This is a genomic window from Bdellovibrionota bacterium, from assembly GCA_035292885.1.
GTDB lineage: Bacteria > Bdellovibrionota_G > JALEGL01 > JALEGL01 > DATDPG01 > DATDPG01.
Map to the genome: position 1 here is coordinate 1 of DATDPG010000105.1, position 17,964 is coordinate 17,964.

Below are 17,964 nucleotides of genomic sequence, written 5' to 3' on the forward strand. Positions count from 1 at the left end.
AGGCGTTTTGGGCGGGGGCGGAGCACCTGGGACTCCGGCGTGCGGGTTCATCATCATACCGCTCTGCGGCATTCCACCTGGCATTCGGCTTGGCATTCCGCCCGGCATCCCCTGAGGCGGGGGTCCGGTAGGAACTTGAACTTTCGCCAGGACATCGTCGTAGATTTTCACCGAAGCCTTATTTCGAAGCTTTTCAAAGAGCTTGTCGGAGGTCTCCTTCTGTTTTTCCTGGGCAATTTGCCACTTGATCGAGTGACGGAAGAAGTCGAGACCTCTCTGCTCTCCGGTCAGCTTAATAATGTGGTAACCGTATTGCGTTTTCACGACATCGCTGACATCTCCCACGGCTTTCAAGGCGAAGGCCACGTCGCTGAATTCCAGAACCATTTTCTTGCGGTCGAAGAAGAAGAGATCGCCGCCCCGCGCCTTATTGGATTCGTCTTGGGACTGTTCCCGCGCGTATTTCGCGAAATCGGCCTTGTCTTTCTCGGCCCGGATCTTGGCCAGGAGGACGTTCGCTTTTTTGAGTGCCGCCGCTTCCGAGGTTGGATCGCCCGGCTTGTCCGGCTTGATCAAAATATGACTCGCCCGAATTCGTTCCAGATCGTTTTTCTTCGTTTCATAGAAATCCTGAATCTCTTTGTCGTTCGGCTCGTAACGGTCCTTGCCGAGTCTCGTCGTGAGATATTCTCGCGCCACCTCTCTTCGCAGTCGCTCCGAGTTTTCGATGATTCCGTCCTTTAACGCCGCTTGGAACAGGAGCTCTTCGTTGATCAATTCGTTCAAGAGCTCGCGTTTCTTTTCATTGCTCGAAAAATCCTTTCCCGGGAGGTTCGCCACTCTTCCCATTTTGGTCTCAAACTGGCCGACCGGGATACTCCGGCCGTTCACTTTGGCGATGGCATCTTTTGAGTGATCTTTGGAACAGCCTCCGGTGAGCGCCAGCGCGGCAGCAAGTGTGGTGAGTATAAATCCCTTTCGCATAAATCCTCCTCAGGCGGTTAAGTCGCGCTACGATAATCAAAAACCGCCAACAAATCACGTTCCAAGGGCCAAAAGGATTCTCTTGGTTTCCTCCACCGGCTCCGCGCCCGGACGAAGCTCGATCACCAATCGATGATCCGGGCGGAGGGAAAGCCGCCGGTCTTTTCGGATGAGTTGCAAAATCCGGTCGAGATGCGGAGCCGCTCGATTGGAGAACTCGATCGACGGCCGGTCGCCCGTCAACCGGAGTACGGAAATTCCGTATTGGAGAGCGAGCAGCTTCAGGTCAATGACGCGAAAGAGGTTTTCGGCGGGAGGCGGTAGTGGACCGAAACGGTCGGTCAGCTCCGCGCGTAAGGATTCCATCTTTTCGGAAGACCGGATCGACGACAAGCGCTTGTAGAGGACCAGGCGCTCTCCGGTATCCGCGACGTAATCGTCGGGGAGGAAAGCAGGCAACGCACAGTGAATCTCCGGGTCAACCTCCTCCACGACCGCTTCGCCTTTAAGACGCTTCACCTCTCGCTCTAAAAGGTCGGTGTACAGTTCGAAACCGACGGCGGCGATATGGCCCGATTGAGAGGCTCCCAGCAGATTGCCCGAACCTCGAATTTCCAGGTCATGGAGGGCGACCTTCAATCCCGAACCAAGTTCGGTAAATCGTTTCAGGACCTTGAGGCGCTTGTGGGCATCTTGGCTGATCAGCTCCTCGCCGGGAATGAGAAGATAAGCCGAAGCGGGCCGGTCGGAGCGGCCGACCCGGCCGCGAAGCTGATAGAGCTGAGCCAAACCCATGTGATCCGCGCGGTTGATGAGGATGGTGTTGGCGTTGGGAACGTCCAACCCCGATTCGATGATCGTTGTGCAAAGTAGGACGTCGAATTCGTGGTGGAAAAGTCGGAGCATCGTTTCTTCCAACCTTCGTTCCGACATCTGGCCGTGAGCGACGGCGATCCGCGCCTTGGGGACGATCCGGGCCAGGTAATTTTTCATGGCCTCGATCGTCTGGACGCGGTTGTGGACGAAAAACACCTGCCCGCCCCGTTCGAGTTCCTGGTGAATCGCCCCGCGGATCAGTCCGTCGTCGAAACGGCAGAGGTAGGTATGGATGGCCTTTCGGTCCAGAGGCGGAGTGTTGATGACGGAGAGATCGCGAATTCCCGAGAGCGAGAGTTGAAGCGTCCGCGGAATCGGCGTGGCCGTCAGCGTGAGGACATCGATCTTGTTCCGAAATTGTTTGATCTTCTCTTTGTGCTTCACGCCGAAGCGATGTTCCTCATCGATGATCAAGAGCCCCAGATTCTGAAACGAAACGTCCTTGGAAAGAAGACGGTGCGTGCCGATCACGACGTCCAGGCCGCCGTCCGCCAATTGAGCCACGACTTGCTTTTGGGCGCGGGCAGACTTGAAACGGCTCAAATAGTCGACGCGAACCGGGTAGTTGCTGAGGCGGGAACGAAACGTCTCGTAATGTTGTTGCGCGAGAATCGTCGTTGGAACCAGCACCGCCGCTTGTTTCCCGTCCATCGCGACCCGAAACGCCGCGCGAAGCGCCACCTCGGTCTTGCCGAAGCCGACATCGCCGCAGATCAGCCGGTCCATCGGTTTGGGGGTTTCAAGGTCCGCCGACACCTCTTCGATCGCGCGAAGCTGGTCGCGCGTTTCCTCGTAAGGAAAATCGGCTTCGAAGGACAAATAACCTTCATCCGGTCGAGCCACCGCGTGGCCGGCGGCGATTCGCCGCGTGGCGTAGAGGGCGATTAGCTCCTGCGCCATTTCTTCCACGGCGCGTTTGGCCTTTTGCCGGGTTTTTTCCCAGGCCGACGCGTTGCCCAATCGATCGAGATGCGGTTTCCCGCCGTCGGCTCCCACATACTTATGAATCCGGTTCAAGCGGTAAACCGGCACATAAAGTTTGTCCCCGCCGGCGTACTCCAAATGAAGGAAGTCATTCGCTGTTTTCGCGACGTTGAGCCGTTTGAGCCCTCGATAAAGGCCGACGCCGTGATCGAGGTGAACCACCGGATCGCCCGGGGCCAGTTCCGCGAGAGAGGTGAAGAAATCTTCCCGACGCACTTCCGGAGCCACGGAACGCTTTCGATCCCCGAAAAGATCGTGATCGGTCAGGATAACCAGCCGGCCGTCGTCCCAGCTGAATCCCGAAGAGAGTTGACCGACGAGAATTATGGGATGCCGTTCGGCTTGCTCAAGAGCAGCAGGGGAGGGATTCCCGGCTAACTGGACGTCAGAGATATAAGGCGAGAGAAGGGCATGGAGCCTCTCGGCTTCCGTCGGGTTGAGGGTTACGAACAATGTGCGAAAGCCCCACGTTCGCCACGTATTGACGGCTTCGACCACCGGAGTCAGCGGGGAAGTTTTTTTTCGGCGGTCGGCGATCGCATGTCGAAGATCGTCATGGGACAAAAAGGCGAAACGTGTCATCCCCTTTCTTGTATCTGGGGTGTCGATAGCGACATCGGATAATTCGAGAGAAACGTGTTTTTCCAGGAATCGGTCGACATCCTCCAAGGGCGCGAATAGATCGCGCGGCCCGCATGCCAATATTTCGGTCGAGCGCAGATTTTTTTCGGCTTCGACGATCGCACTTTCAAGGGAAGCGCGCTCTCGGCGAAGACCGATCGGATCGAGGGCGATCCACACACAATCGACCGGCGCGTATTCCAAGAAAGATGAGGTGGTCGGATAGAAAAGCGGCCAGAGCGGCTCCATCGCCTCCACGAATCGCCGGTCGGACATCGCTTCTTCGAGAGGGCGGCGGGCGCTTCGGGGAAGGTCTCTCTCATCCGCCAGCTCCTTGAGTCCTCTCTGCGCCCGTGCGGCGGATTCCGGCGTCAAAAGGATCTCGCGAGCCGGGATCCAAATCATATCGTCGTGGCGTGACAGCGACCGCTGCGTAGCGGGATCAAACTTCCGGATCGTCTCGACGGTGTCGCCGAGCCATTCGATTCGGTAGGGCTGATCGGAATGAGGCGGGAAGATGTCCACGATCCCGCCGCGGACGGCGATGGTTCCGGGAGATTCGACCAAAGGCTCCTGTTCGTAGCCCGCCGCGATCCATTGGGCGATCAACGAATCCCGGTCGAGATTCTGTCCCTGGGTTATTTTTCCTTTAGATCGCTCGAAATGATCCAGTGGCAGGGTTTTTTGTGCGAGCGCCTGGAGAGAAAGGAAGACCGCCGCCGGCGGGTCCGGCGTGCGCAACGTGTAAAGAGCGCTCAACCGATCTTGGGCCAGTTTCGGTTCCGAAAGCTGCGCGGGTTCGAGGTCCGTCGGTCGGGGGGGATAGGGAAGCAGCCGAATGCCTTCGTTGCCGCCAAAAAGATTGAGGAAAAAAGCGACATCGTCGATCCATCGCGGCAGAAATTCATCCGTGGGAGAAACGACGATCATTTTTCGAATCCCCTGCGCCAGAATCGAAGCCAGAGCGAAGGCCGGGGAGCTGCCGGTGAGGCCGGTCCAGGTCTCCGGAACGGATGGATCAAAACGCTTTGATAACAGGGGGTTCAACATGGCCGATGGGCGGCGGAGTATAACAAAACCGGCCTTTGACTTCAGGGGCCGCAGCCTGGTAAAAATACGGCATGCGGTTGTGGCCAACACCTGCTCTGGCCGTTGGGGTGACACTGCTCGCGGGTGGCACCTTTGCTCTTGGGGCCCCCAAGGACGACGGCAACTCCGATCGTTCCAATCCTCAGTCCCAAGTCCAAAAGACTTCCACCTCGACGCCGGGAACCGTTCCGGAATCGACCGAAACCAAAGCTCCTACGATCGATCCAAAGAAAAGAGAACAACTTTTGCAGCAGTTGCGCGACCTCTATCCCAAGGATGGTTTCGGTATTTAACTTTTCAACCGACGCGAATCTCCGTACATGCGCAAATCGATTTACATCTCGCTGTTGTGCTTATTCGTACTCCCGTTTGTGGGTTGTAAGAAAAAGGAAGGTGGATCCGTGAATACCGCATCCGTCAAAGAGGCTGTGATTGAAACGAAATTTGGAAAAATCGTGTTTGAGTTTTTGCCGGAGCTAGCCCCGAAGCATGTCGAGAATTTCAAAAGTCTCGCGTCGTCGGGTTTTTATAACGGGACGACGTTTCACCGGGTCATCCCGGGATTCATGATTCAGGGGGGTGACCCGAACACGAAGAGCGAAGACCGGTCTCAGCACGGCAAGGGCGGTCCCGGCTACACGGTGCCCGCGGAATTCAGTAAAGAGAAACATCTTCGGGGTATCGTTTCCATGGCGCGCTCCTCCGACCCGAACAGCGCCGGGAGCCAGTTTTTCATCGTCGTGAAGGATTCGCCTTGGTTGGACGGTCAATACACCGTCTTCGGGCGCGTCAAGGAAGGGCTGGACGTCGTGGACAAAATCGTGAGTTTGCCTCGCGACGCTCGCGACAATCCTAACGATCGCGTCGATATGAAGGTTTCTCTTCAATGACGATTAAAAGACGTAGCCGACTTTTGAATCGGCCTCTTCGAGCTTGCTCTGTTCAGTATGTGATTTCCGGGCGATGAGCTTGAGGAAACGCTTTCGATCCCCCTTCTTTCGGATGGTCAGCGTAATTCCGGTTCGGATCCAATAGGGACTGTCGCCAAGAGCATCCTCCACCTCAACCCAGACCACCGACGCTTTGGCGTGCACGACGTCATCGTCTTCGAGGGGGATCCACACGTCCATCGGGCGGGTTCGGTCCGGGACGACGGGCGTGAGGAGCTTCATTCCACGCACGCTGACATCTTGAGTCAGGCCCTGTTCCATTTTGAGAGGGAAGGTGGCGTCGGGTGAAAACCGCACCGCCGACCGAAACATTACGCGCGGTGAACTCCGGCGATCGAGGTAAAGGCGGTCTTGTTCCACATCCCGGGCCAATTACGCTCTCCGAAAGGGGATGATCTGGGGGAGGTCCTCCTCTGCGCGGGGATCGAATTCCATTTCGTCTTCCTCGTATGTCTTCCAAGGGCTCGGAAGGGGGCGGAGAAAGCGTATGCCGAGTTCGGCTACCGGTTGATTCTCGGTATCGACGGCACCGGTGTCGCGCTTCCATACAACTTGTCCAAGCATTCGAAGCGGCTCTTCTTTTGGAGCGATCGTGACGGTGACCGCCAGACGTTCGCTGACCGTCAGGCGTAGTGCGGTTTCCACGGACACGCCCTGCCAGCTCAGGTTGGTGCAAATCGACGACATATCATCGCGTTGGAAACCGAGCTGAACAGGCAGTTGGACGGCAAAGCGAAAATGTTTCCGTTTTTCAAATCGTTCTGTCGGACCTTGCTCTCGAAAAGAGGCCATAAATTAACTCCTAACGCCCGTCACTCTAGCGAATTTGAGGCCAAAAAAGCAAATCTTTCGGCAAGTTAGAGTCGCCGCGGATATAACACAACGCGTTATTACTGTCAAGAGGAACGAGCGGTTGACACAGACCTATGTTGGTGAATATACAAACAATTGAAGGGACTGGGGGGACACGTGGCGAAGTACGATCGATTTTCCGAGATCGTCAGCCAATACGAGAATCTACCCGTCGTCGTCCGACTGCGGGAAATGATCCGTCGTTTATGGCATCTGGAGGTCGTCCTTGCAGATGCGAACGGGTTCGTCATCGATCCGACGCGGGGGAAAAAATCGCCGTCGCGAAATCAGTTTTGCCACAAGTGCCTCTTCGACAAAGAGGGCCTGAAAAAGTGCGACCAAACGGTTTTGGAAGTTACCGAAGAGCTTGAAAAAGGAGCCGGTCGCCCCGGGGGTGTATTTGATCATTGCCACACCGGGTTTAAGTACATGGCCTACCCGATTTACGTGAGAGGCGAGTTTGTGGGATCGGTCGTGGCCGGCGGATTTTTGACGGAGAACCTTTCCGCCGAGAAGAAACGTGAAATTCTGGAAAAGTCGGCGCCCTATCGAGGAACGGAGATCGCGGATGTGGAGGCCGCTTTTTCGGAGATTCCGGTACTGACCGAGGTGGAGGTTCGCTCCTTTTTTGAAATCATTTCCTTCGGCGTCGAGGAGGTCACCCGCTATCACGAGGAAATTGCGCAACGCGAATCACAGATCGAGCAATTGGCCGAGGCGCTGGAAAATCGATACGCCTACCACTCCATCGTGGGGCGCGCACCGGCCATGCGATTGCTCTACACGCTGCTCGATAAACTGAAGGACAGCGATTCCACCGCGCTCATTCAAGGGGAAAACGGAACCGGCAAGGAGATGGTGGCCAAGGCGATTCATTACAACAGTCCGCGCCGCCATCGCCGTTTCGTCTCTCAAAACTGTTCGGCCTTCAATGACAATCTTCTCGACAGTGAACTTTTCGGCCACGTCAAAGGTTCGTTCACGGGGGCGATCCGCGACAAAAAGGGGCTGTTCGAAATGGCGGACGGCGGAACGTTCTTTATGGACGAGATCGGCGACATGTCTCATGTGCTTCAAGTCAAACTTCTGCGCGTTCTTCAGGAGGGCGTGTTCATTCCCGTGGGAGGCACCGAACCCAAGCGCGTCGACGTCCGGATTGTCGCCGCGACCAACCAAGATCTTCGAAAGATGGTCGACGAAGGGGATTTTCGAGAGGACCTTTTTTACCGGATCAACGTGATCAACATTTATGTCCCCCCTCTGCGGGAACGGCGGGAGGATATCCCGATCCTGGTTGAACACTTCTTGCGAAAATACGACCGGAGCGATGTGGGCCGAAGAAAGCGGGTCGCTCCCGAGACGTTGGACGCGTTGATGGCGTACAACTGGCCGGGCAACGTCCGGCAGCTGGAAAATGAAATTCAGCGGTCGATCGTTCTGGCGGGAACGAGTGAATTGATTTCACGCGAACTTCTCTCTCCCGCCGTATTACACGCCGCGGCAGGAACGGCTCAAGTGCGATTGAGCGGAAAACTTCGCGACGCGATGGAACATCTCGAACGGCAAATGCTCTTGGAGGGGCTTCGTCGGACCCGGTGGAATAAAAGCAAACTCTCGCGGGAACTGGGGATCAGCCGAGCGACACTGATTGGAAAAGTGGAAAAGTACGGGCTCGTCCGAGACGCCCGACCTTGACACGTAACACAGAGCGACTATTCCTTTCGCCGGATTTTTTCATGAAACACTGTCTTTTGATTCTCATCTCCGCGTTTGGTTTGGCCTCTTCTTCTTTTGCGGCCGAGCAATTCTGGCTGGAAGGAAAGGATCATCCCGAGTTGCGGGTGAACGTGGATCTGAAAACACTCGCCCCGGACGCCTATCTCAAAATCGCCGAGCGCATGAACGGAGCGGTCGTCAACATCAGCACAACGCAGGTGATTCGTTCTCCCCGCGCTCGGGGCCCGAGGCGGGGACCGGGCCCGAATCAACCCGGCCCGCGGGGACCCAATCCGTTCGACGATCTTTTTGAGGATTTCTTTTTCGGGCCGTTTTCCGAAATGCCCCAGCCGGAGCGCCGAGCGCAGAGCCTCGGCTCGGGATTCATTCTGAATTCGGCCGGATACATCGTGACCAACAACCATGTGGTCGAACAAGCCGAGAAGGTGAAAGTGGTTTTGGCGGACGACAGCGAATTTGAGGCGAAGGTCGTGGGACGCGATCCGAAAACGGACGTCGCTCTTCTCAAAATCGAGCCGAAGAATGTTTCGTTGAAGAGCGTGGTTCTCGGTGATTCGGACCGGATGCGGGTGGGGGAAGTTGTGGTGGCCATCGGTAACCCTTTCGGCCTATCCAACTCGGTGACGCAAGGAATTGTGAGCGCCAAAGAACGATCGATCGGCGCCGGGCCGTACGATGACTTCATTCAAACCGACGCCTCGATCAATCCCGGAAACTCCGGCGGCCCCTTGCTGGATCTCCAGGGGGAAGTCATCGGAATCAATGCGGCGATCGTCTCGTCGGGGGCGGGGGGGAGCGTCGGAATCGGGTTCGCCATCCCGATCAATTTGGCCAAAAAGGTTCTTTTGTCGCTGAGAGAAACCGGGAAAGTCGTACGCGGCCGGCTGGGCGTGTTGATTCAGAAAGTCGGGGCGGAGCACGCGGCCGCTTTAAAGCTTCCGGATAAGACCGGGGCGCTGGTATCGGACGTTCAAGAGGACAGCCCGGCGAAAAAAGCGGGGATCAAGGTGGGGGACGTCGTCACACGATTCGACGGAAAGAGAATCAAAGACTGGCACGAGCTTCCGATCGCCGTGGCGAACACACCCGTCGGAAAGAAAGTTCAGGTGGAGGTCATCCGCGACGGAAAACAGATGACTTTTAGTGTGACGATTGTAGAACTCAAAGACGAGGAGGTCGAAACCTCGACCTCGGGTCCGGTCGGGTCCGATCGGCTCGGAATGACGGTGCAGAAACTTACGCCCGAAATGGCGTCGTCTTTGGACGTGGATAAGAATCTTGAGGCCGTCGTTGTTACGGAAATCGATCCGAACGGGGCGGCGTATGCCAAAGGAATCCGGCAAGGGGACATCATTCTCGAAGTGAACCGGAAAAGGGTTCCGACGGTCGCCGCCTACAAGAGCGCGACGAGCAAGTTGAAAAAGGGGGACACCGTTCTTGTTCTAGTAAAGCGGGGAGCTAGTACGCTCTTTGTCGCTTTCACGCTTCCGTGACGGTTTAGTGTCCCGAGTCCGATATATCTTGATCGTCAGACGCCGCTGCATCCCGGCTGGCTGTGTCGCTCGTTCTCGGAGTACGGCTTAGCAAGTACACCTTCGTCGTCGCGCCTTGCCATCCGGGCGCATCGGCGTCTTTTGTTATCAAGCTATGTCGGACTCGGGACACTAGGCCGAATTTAGTATATCTAATTAGATTCGGAGCTCGATTTCATGGTCGACTATATCGTTCTCGCCCTTATTTTTGTTTCCGCCGTATTCGGCCTCATTCGCGGCGTCGTGAGCCAGCTGATGGCGCTGGTCGGCCTGGTTGCGGCCTATTTTTTGGCTCCGGATTGGGGGCGCCATCTCGGCGGTCTTGTTCAGGAACAGCTCGGTTGTACCCGTTTTATGGCCGATCGGGCGTCCATCTTTCTGGTCGGCGTGGGAATTTACATCGCCTGCCGTCTGGTGGGATATGGGATCGAAAAATTAGTGGTCGAGCGGGTGAAGGAAGCCAAGAATCTGAACCGCATGGGCGGGGCCGTCTTGGGGGCCGTGAAAACGATGGCCATGATCGCGATTCTCTTTTTTTTCACCGCTTTGATTCCACGCGATATGGTTCGAACGACGGTTCCGAAACTGCTCGACAGCGCCACCTACCGTTTGGCGGCCGAATACAATCCGATGGGTCGCCAACAGGTCATCGAACGAATGCGGATCTTTCGGTCGACGGTGGCCAATTCGTCGAAGAGCGAACGTCTGGCCCACGATCCGGAGATGCGGAAATTGTTGACGGAGCACGGCCTCAAGAATGCTCTCGATGACGAAAGGTTTGTCCATTCCCTGAAGGACGGCGACTTTGAAAAACTTCGAAAATACGAGCAAGTCGAAGACTTGATGAAAGACGAAAAGCTTGTCGATCTGCTGGATCATCTCAACCAGCAGCCCCCGGGCTAAGTCAGAAATCTATCCGGTAGGCTAGACCTACAATGGGCTGCCCTTTGTCGTCCAGATCGAACCAAAGGCTTGTCTTGCCGCTCTTTTCCACTTCGGCGTTGTAGCGCTGAACCGCAAACGGCGTGTCGATCGCGTCGTACAAATACGTAAAACCATAGATGACCGAGGCGACGATAATTCCCGGAGTGTTCCTCTGGACGATCATCGGAATTCCAAGAGCGATGGAGCCGACGCGTATACCGGTGAGGACACCGGCCGTCACATACTCTTCCGTGTACCAGTGGCCCATCCCCGGGACGATTAACCCGGGGAACGTGGCTAGCAAGACGGCCTTCTGAGAATCGAGGTAGGCCAGGCGCCGGGCGACCGGTTCCTGAGGACCCGCTGGGGTCGCGGTACCTTGAATCGGTGCGACGCCGCCCCCCGCGCGAAGCTTCTCCAAATTCGATTCAACTTCTTGCCGATAGATCGACTTTGGATTTTCCCGAAGGAATTGCTGCCACAGTGCGGTCTGGTCGCTTTGGTTCAGCTTTTTGGAAAATTCCACGGCACGGAGATATCGCTCCGTATCGCGCTGTTCGCGTTTTCGCTGGGGATCGGTTTGGCTAAGAAGGTCTTCGAGGCTCTTTAAGTTGCGCTCGATTTCGGATCGAAAAGAGGTGTCGGGATGGTCTTGAAGGAATTTTTGCCAGGCGTCGATCTGTTTCGGAACCGGCTCATTTTTGAGCTTCTCGACCGCGTCGAGATATTCTCCGGCGTCCGAAAGGTTGGAGTTCGTCGTACCATTTTCCTGGGCAAGAACGGGGAAAAGAGGCGCAACCCACAGCAATGACAGAACAACCAGAAACGCCCGGCGGGGGAACATCAGAGCGCCATTCTAACATAAAAGTTATTTACGTAAGGCCCCGAATTGACTAGTGTCTGCGCCGCACGGGGCGTAGCTCAGCCTGGTAGAGCGCTTGGTTCGGGACCAAGAGGCCGCTGGTTCAAATCCAGTCGCCCCGACCACTTCGCGTTTTTTTCGACGCGCGCGAGGATTCCCCAGGGTTTTTCGTAATCAAACCGGAGCCTTTTGGCGCCCAGCCGAACGTTCGACCCGATTTTCTTGAGGAATTCCTTCCTTTCGGCCAGATCATCGCTCGTCGCGACGGCCCCCGCGTGGTGAGCCGCGATGAGGAAATTTTTTGTGGGTTCGACCCAGCCCATTCGAGTCTCTTCTAACTTGCGAAGACGCTCTTCGAGACAGAGTTTCTCGTTGAGGAGTAATTCTTTTTTGGAAAGAAATTCAGCTTTTTCAATCGTCTCGTCGAGATGGGCGTCGAGCAAGCGATCCAGCTTTTTGGATATATCGTCGACCGTTTCTCTCGTTTCTGCTTTCAGTTTCTCGCTGGGCTGGCTCGACGCTTCCTGTTCCTTGGCCAAAGAGGCGAGCATCTTCTGAAACGTATCATCCGGTAACGCTACGGCTGCGATGGCGCTTTGAATTTGATCGGCGAAGTTTTCTTCGCGGAGGTACGGCTCCGGACATTTCCCGCGTTTCTTAGAACAACGGTAATAATGCCAACCCTTTTGTCTCTCCGCTGTGATCGCGCCATCGCAAGTCACACATTTGGCGAGGCCTAGGAACGGAAGATGATGTTTCCGAGAGATATGCGTCCGGCCGAGCCGATGAAGAACCGACTGCACCTGGTCGAATAATGCCTTCGAGACCAATGGTTCGTGAGTGCCTTGATACGTCTGCCCCGCGTGCTTGAGGAGACCAAAATAGAACGCGTTCGAAAGAAGACTGTGGATGTGAGAACGATGAAGCGGCTTTCCCGTGCGACTTTTCATTCCCCATTCGTTGGCCTGGTCTCGAAGGTTATTCAAGGTCACGCGGCCGGACGCATATGTCTCAAAAAGGCGGCGAACCCGCGGACCGTTGATCGGATCGACGACGATTTTGCGTGAAGTCTTATCGTTGAGATAGCCGATGGGCGCCCAGCCGGGCCACTCACCTCGTCGGAGCTTTTGCCGGATTCCGCGCCGAACGTTCTCCGATAAGCTATCGACGTACAGTTTGCTCTGGCCGAAGGCGAGGTTCATCATGAATTTGCCTTGCGGCGTGTTTTCAAACCAAAACGTTGGAAACTTGAGGGACGTGAGTTTTCCGCAATCCAAAAGGTAAACAATACGGCCGCCATCGATCGAGTTGCGAGCCAGACGATCGGGATGCCAAGCAAGAATTCCTTGAGCTTCACCGTATTCGATCCGAGCAATCATTTGATTAAAAACGGGGCGGCCGGGCATCTTCGCGGTCATGGACTCGGTGAATTCAGCCACAATATGGAGATGTTCTTTCTCCGCAAGAGCCCGAACTTCTGAAAGCTGAGCTTCAATCGAGAGCATTTGACGTTCTTCGGAGTCACAGGATTTTCGAGCGTACAAAAAATACCGCATTGACATGACCCCGAAGATTACCTCGCCTTCGGCCAAGAGATGGAAAGAATTCGTCAAGAAAATCGGGTCGGATTCCCCAAAAGGGAATGGCAAAAGCGCGGAGGGATCGTAAAAAATCCCGCAGCCATTTTGCAACGTTCGGCTGGGCGCCAAAAGGCTCCGGTTTGATTACGAAAAACCCTGGGGAATCCTCGCGCGCGCCGAAAAAACCGCGAAATGGTCGACCAACTGATAGCCCGCTGGCCGTAACATTTTTGCAGACCGTCCGGACCCATTACAAACTGATACCATTTGGACATTCGCGCTCGTTTGCCCGCACCCAAACGAGCGCGAGCCTCTTATTGACTTCCAAGTTGTGGACCGGACGCATCCAGTTGTAGACGCCAAATACCAATCGGTTGAACAGTGAAAACACGCAGGGTAAAGTAGCTTGAGTTTCAAATGCCCGATGCGCCTTGGAGATGGCTCTACTTATCCGCCTAGTTGATCGTCTTGATTGTAACGCCGCTGCTAGCCCACAGACGGGGACGGTTTCCTTGAATTGGTTTCTCCTTTCTCTTTTCTTTTGTTTCTGGGCCACGGTGGTCCTGCACAGCCTATATTAAGGCTTGACTCCGACTAAATCCGAATTCTCGGATGCGCGAGCAAAGAATGAAAAGCTATGCCGCCTTCGACAGGGTTGGACCACACCAACGGACTGAAGAGACCGGCCCTTTTCGAGTCCATTCAACAAGTCCCGATCGCTCATAGTCGGCTACGATTCGGCTCAATGTGGGTGGAGCCACATGAAGGCGATGTGCCAACTGCCGAACCGATTGACCGGAAGCTTCCGGGAGAATCGTGAGTAGATCGCTCCGCAGCGAAACACCATAGAGCGCCCGGTTCCGAAGGATCGCGGAGCGTTCATAGACTCCGGTCGGAGGGAGAATGATCTTTTCGGGGCGAAGCAACGCAAAATCTTTTAGAATAAATCCGTGTTTTAAGAAACGAGGATTCGGATCCGTTTTGGCGACCCGTCTTAATACGTCCAAATCATTGCGGTAGAGATATTCTACGTCACGTGTCCGATGTTTTTGCACCATCCGCAAGAGCTTCCTCTCTTTGGTCCGGCTTTCTTCGATAATGGCGGCAAACAGTCGGCGTTCCCGAGTCGTTGGAAATCGAAGTTTTTTCGTTAACAACAGGTGACCACACTGGGCCAACCAGGAGACAATGATCCCAAGGAATCGCCCTTCGCTCTCGATATTCACCAGGGTATCCACAAGCAACACCTCCGGGTCCTCGTACGGATGGATCTCTCCGAGAACAAAAACACCCACGGATGCCCACCGAGAAAACAGATCTTCGACGCTGAAGCTTACATTACCCACGTTGCCGTTCCTTCAATTTCGCCACGAGCTCGTCAATGAGCCGGGGCCAATCCGGATTGGCGTCGTAGTTCCGCGCCCATTCTTGGCCGAAGGCCCACTCCTCCCCCGTTGGATTCATCGCAATAAGGTCTTCCGCGTCAGATCTCTGCCGGTCGAACGCAGCGGCGATCTTAAGTCCCACCATGTCTTTCCGGCCGATAAGAAAGGCACGCAGATATTCGCCCTCATAAAACAGTGATGAACGCTCCTTCCAGCCGGGCGCCAAAAACCGCGCGTCCCTCGACGGCATCGTGTTGATCCATTTAGGAGGAATTTTTTCTTTAACGGCTATTCGAGCGACCGCCTCCTGAACGTGGCGAGGGAACTCGGGCGGTACAATGACATCGATATCCATGGTTTCTCGGGAAAGCAGCTCGCGCGCGATCAAGTTGGCTGCTCCGATAAGAAACACCTCCAAGGGTTCATGAATTGACATGTCGAGAAGACCGAGGAGTCTTCGCAATGCTTCAATATTCTTGATCATCTAATAATATTATATCATTATGCTTATAATAGAAACAAGAACAATAATATTAATAACATACCTATCACGATTTTTGGGATCATACGTACAAATGAGAGATTTCGACGACCGATAAATTCAATCACCCATCCTGAAGAAGCCCCGAAAAAAACTTGTTCACAAGTCACTTCCAGCCTCTAAGGACAAGCATCGATGACTATAGAGACATCTGACGAACTGGAAGGCTCGCGCTCGTTTGCGTGCGGGCAAACGAGCGCGAATTTCCTGCGGGCGCGTCTTTGCGGAAGATGCCAGTTGCCATGCGAAAACCGTCCCGGCCTAGCGATTGGTAACCATCTGGCCGTAACGGTTTTTGCGAAGAGGCCCTTCAAAAAACATGACAGCCCGAAGGGCTGGTGGGTTTTTTGATTAAACCTTCATCCAATTCTCTTGGAAAAACGTTCGGAGATCGTCTAATAGCCCCGACCAGTTTTTGATCCCCGGACGGGATCAAAAAAATGGTTTTGGGGTTGACGGTTTAAGCCACCGCCCATGCGGTGAAAATCCAGTCGCTGTTTGCGCCCCTCATGCGGGTGGACATGCCGGGAGTCTTCCCTGAAAATGAAAGGGATGCCTCCTTCCTTCCGTTTGCTATCAACACTTCTCAGCACATGGGCTTTTTCGTCCGGCGTTCTTGCAAGCGAGCTCTGGGTCGACGTCGAATCGCGCGGCGGGAGCTGTTCCGACAGCCTAGAACGCGCCGCCGTGAGCGAGACTTCCCCCTGGTGCACGCTGGGTAAAGCGGGTTCGAATGTTCAACCGGGAGATACCGTCCACGTTCGCGGCGGGACGTACACGGAAGTCCAGACCTGCCTCAAATGCAACGACAATTCAGTTTTGCAAATCGTCGTGAGTGGAACGTCGGCCGATCCCATCCGTTTCGTTGCCGCATCGGGCGAAACGGTGACGATCGACGGTTCGGGCGGCGCACAGCACGGCATCCAGATCATTGAAACCTACGACAGCTCGGTGCAACCGAAATACGTGGAAGTGGACGGTTTTGTCGTGAAAAACGTGCCGGGAGCCTGTGTGGCCGTAACCGACACGACCGATGTGACGGTTCGCAATCTCGATGTTTCATCCTGCGGCGGTTGGGCGATGTCGCTGAACCGGACCGTGCGAGTCACTCTGGAGTGGAACCGGATTCACGACAATCCGATGGCCGGTTGGACGAGCGCAGTCGATCTGTTCGAATGCCTCGACGGCAACGTTGTCCGGGGAAATTTCATCTGGGCAAACTCGGACGAGGATCCCCAAGACTCCGAGGGGCATGGAATCACGATGGATACCTGCGGCTCGACGGGCGGAGCTTTGATCGAGAGCAACGTAATCTGGGACAACGAAGGTTGGTGTCTTTCGATGTACAAGAGCGACAACGGCATCCTTCGGAACAACACCTGCTTCATGAACGGCCGGCGGAGCGGTGTCGGTGAGGTGACCGTCCTCGGAAACCAGTACCAGGTCCACAACAATATTCTGATTCCGCGGGACGGGCAGATCGCCTTGAACCTCCGGACCATCGGGTCGTACACCGTCGACGCTTCGACGATCGAGAGCGATTACAATTTGCTTTGGTCCGCCACACACTCCGACGTGGCGATGTGGGGGGACGGCGTTCGCGGAACCGTCGCCGAATACCAGGCGGAAAACGAGGGAGGATGGGACGCGCACACGATTCAGGCCGATCCGATGTTAAAGGATACAGCTGCGGACGATTTCAGCCTGACGGCCGGGTCGCCCGCCATAGACGGAGGGGATGACGCACACGCGGCCAGCTCCGACATTCTCGACGGCGCCCGACCGGTGGACGGAAATGGGGATGGTGCGGCGGTGGTCGACCTCGGGGCATATGAATTCAACGCTACGCCCGGAACGGGCGGGGGTGGATTGACAATCGGACCTCCTTCCGCGGGAGGGGGAGACGGAGGCTGTCGGAGTGCGCGCTTCGACGTCGGAATTCTCTCGACCTTCGCACTGTTCCTGGGTCTATCGTCGCGCATTGTTCTAAGGAGACGACAGCTGTCTCGCCGTTTACAAATGTTAATGAAATAAGAGGCTGTGTTAATATGGCTCTGGAGAGAGAAGGGGCCGCGGTTGTATTCTGAAGTAGGTCTCGTCCCCCATTGTAGATGAAGTCAATCTACGCATATACCGATTACCGAGCTTACCTTCGCGATTATTACCAGGAGAAGAAGGAGCAGAGCCGCTCGTATTCGTTCCGTTATTTTGCCCGCAAAGCAAATCTGGATTCGCCCAATTATTACAAGCTCGTGATGGACGGCGAACGGAACCTGACGCACAAGAACATTCGGAAGTTTGCAAAAGGGCTCGGGTTAGGGGAGCGGGAGACTCTTTATTTCGAAAATTTAGTCTATTTCAATCAGGCGAAAGGTGAAGACGAGCGGGCGTTTTTTGAAAAGAATCTCCAACTCGCGCGGGCCCAGGACGATCGGGTGATCCTTACGCGGGATCAGTTTGAAGTTCTGACCAGCTGGTATCCGCTGGCCATCAAGGAAGCGGCTCTTTTGAAGGACTTCCAGACGAAACCCAAATGGATCGCATCGCGCTTCGATTATCGTTTCACCCCTCAGCAGGCGAAAGAAGCGGTGGACCTTCTGGCGCGTTTAGGACTGGTCGAGGTTCATCCCACTACGGGGGTGGTTACGGTGACGACTCAAAGCATGCAGACACCCGACATCGCGAAATCGGACGCGGCCGTCGCGTTCCATAAGAATATGATCGATTTGGCGAAAGAGGCGGTCGACGGCCAAACTTCGGATCAGCGTTGCCTTTCCGCTTTAACCGTGGCCGTCCGTAAGAAAGACCTGGCCGAAGCGTTTCGAAAGATCCATGAATTTCGAAATCAAATGGATGAGTATTTTTCAAAAGGAAAGCCGTATGACGCCGTCTATCAACTTAACCTCCAACTCTTCCGGCTGGACAACGATGCGTAAGCCGGTGGCTCACAAGATTCTTCGGTCCGAGTGGTTCGATTTCGTTCTGGTCAACGGCCTCACGATCCTCGCCATTTTGCTCATTGTTTTGACTAGCGCCTGCGGAACGGG

General features: G+C 55.2%; 15 protein-coding genes and 1 tRNA gene. 9 read left to right on the plus strand and 7 right to left on the minus strand.

Translation table 11 applies throughout. From position 1 onward, the window contains the following. Both VI895_08320 and mfd read right to left on the minus strand, forming a co-directional pair. A partial coding sequence (locus tag VI895_08320) for a peptidylprolyl isomerase (protein HLG19801.1) occupies nucleotides 1-984 on the minus strand: 984 nt, incomplete at its 3' end. Nucleotides 985-1,038: 54 nt separating this feature from the next. Continuing rightward, complete coding sequence (mfd, locus tag VI895_08325) at nucleotides 1,039-4,515, minus strand: transcription-repair coupling factor (GenBank protein ID HLG19802.1); 3,477 nt, start codon at nucleotides 4,513-4,515, stop codon at nucleotides 1,039-1,041. Nucleotides 4,516-4,586: 71 nt separating this feature from the next. On the opposite strand from mfd, the gene VI895_08330 reads away from it, so the two are divergent. Both VI895_08330 and VI895_08335 read left to right on the plus strand, forming a co-directional pair. Continuing rightward, nucleotides 4,587-4,847 (plus strand): hypothetical protein, encoded by a 261-nt coding sequence (locus VI895_08330; GenBank protein ID HLG19803.1) that lies wholly within the window; start codon nucleotides 4,587-4,589, stop codon nucleotides 4,845-4,847. A 108-nt stretch (nucleotides 4,848-4,955) separates the two neighbouring features. Then, nucleotides 4,956-5,444 carry a peptidylprolyl isomerase gene (locus VI895_08335; GenBank protein HLG19804.1) on the plus strand — a complete coding sequence of 163 codons (489 nt, stop codon included), beginning with the start codon at nucleotides 4,956-4,958 and terminating at the stop codon, nucleotides 5,442-5,444. Between the two features lie 3 nt (nucleotides 5,445-5,447). Here VI895_08335 and VI895_08340 read toward each other — a convergent pair whose 3' ends face one another. Next, nucleotides 5,448-5,876 (minus strand): PilZ domain-containing protein, encoded by a 429-nt coding sequence (locus VI895_08340; protein HLG19805.1) that lies wholly within the window; start codon nucleotides 5,874-5,876, stop codon nucleotides 5,448-5,450. Beyond that, nucleotides 5,877-6,296: a PilZ domain-containing protein gene (locus VI895_08345; protein ID HLG19806.1), complete on the minus strand. Its 420-nt coding sequence runs from the start codon at nucleotides 6,294-6,296 to the stop codon at nucleotides 5,877-5,879. Between the two features lie 177 nt (nucleotides 6,297-6,473). Here VI895_08345 and VI895_08350 point away from each other — a divergent pair, with 177 nt between their 5' ends. From VI895_08350 to VI895_08360, 3 genes are all read left to right on the plus strand, one after another. Then, on the plus strand, nucleotides 6,474-8,051 hold the full coding sequence (locus tag VI895_08350; GenBank protein ID HLG19807.1) for a sigma 54-interacting transcriptional regulator: 1,578 nt from the start codon (nucleotides 6,474-6,476) through the stop codon (nucleotides 8,049-8,051). A gap of 41 nt (nucleotides 8,052-8,092) precedes the next feature. Beyond that, on the plus strand, nucleotides 8,093-9,586 hold the full coding sequence (locus VI895_08355; GenBank protein ID HLG19808.1) for a DegQ family serine endoprotease: 1,494 nt from the start codon (nucleotides 8,093-8,095) through the stop codon (nucleotides 9,584-9,586). A gap of 216 nt (nucleotides 9,587-9,802) precedes the next feature. Continuing rightward, nucleotides 9,803-10,528: a CvpA family protein gene (locus tag VI895_08360; protein HLG19809.1), complete on the plus strand. Its 726-nt coding sequence runs from the start codon at nucleotides 9,803-9,805 to the stop codon at nucleotides 10,526-10,528. Nucleotide 10,529: 1 nt separating this feature from the next. Here the strand turns inward: VI895_08360 and VI895_08365 are convergent, their stop codons facing one another. Beyond that, nucleotides 10,530-11,393 carry a hypothetical protein gene (locus VI895_08365; protein ID HLG19810.1) on the minus strand — a complete coding sequence of 288 codons (864 nt, stop codon included), beginning with the start codon at nucleotides 11,391-11,393 and terminating at the stop codon, nucleotides 10,530-10,532. A 66-nt stretch (nucleotides 11,394-11,459) separates the two neighbouring features. Here VI895_08365 and VI895_08370 point away from each other — a divergent pair. After that, nucleotides 11,460-11,536, plus strand: a tRNA-Pro gene (locus VI895_08370). A gap of 1,089 nt (nucleotides 11,537-12,625) precedes the next feature. Further along, entirely contained in the window at nucleotides 12,626-12,892 is a 267-nt protein-coding gene (locus VI895_08375; protein ID HLG19811.1) for a hypothetical protein, read from the plus strand. Nucleotides 12,893-13,626: 734 nt separating this feature from the next. On the opposite strand, the gene VI895_08380 is transcribed toward VI895_08375, so the two are convergent. Then, the gene (locus VI895_08380) at nucleotides 13,627-14,337 is read right to left on the minus strand and encodes a hypothetical protein (GenBank protein HLG19812.1); all 711 of its coding nucleotides are present in this window, start codon (nucleotides 14,335-14,337) and stop codon (nucleotides 13,627-13,629) included. Then, nucleotides 14,330-14,860 carry a DUF6036 family nucleotidyltransferase gene (locus tag VI895_08385; protein HLG19813.1) on the minus strand — a complete coding sequence of 177 codons (531 nt, stop codon included), beginning with the start codon at nucleotides 14,858-14,860 and terminating at the stop codon, nucleotides 14,330-14,332. The genes VI895_08380 and VI895_08385 overlap by 8 nt, the downstream gene beginning before the upstream one ends. 744 nt (nucleotides 14,861-15,604) lie before the next feature. Between VI895_08385 and VI895_08390 the strand changes: the two genes are divergently transcribed. Both VI895_08390 and VI895_08395 read left to right on the plus strand, forming a co-directional pair. Then, entirely contained in the window at nucleotides 15,605-16,951 is a 1,347-nt protein-coding gene (locus VI895_08390) for a right-handed parallel beta-helix repeat-containing protein (GenBank protein ID HLG19814.1), read from the plus strand. 77 nt (nucleotides 16,952-17,028) lie between these two features. Then, nucleotides 17,029-17,853, plus strand: coding sequence for a TIGR02147 family protein (locus VI895_08395; GenBank protein HLG19815.1), 825 nt, complete (start codon nucleotides 17,029-17,031; stop codon nucleotides 17,851-17,853). Nucleotides 17,854-17,964: the final 111 nt, after the last annotated feature.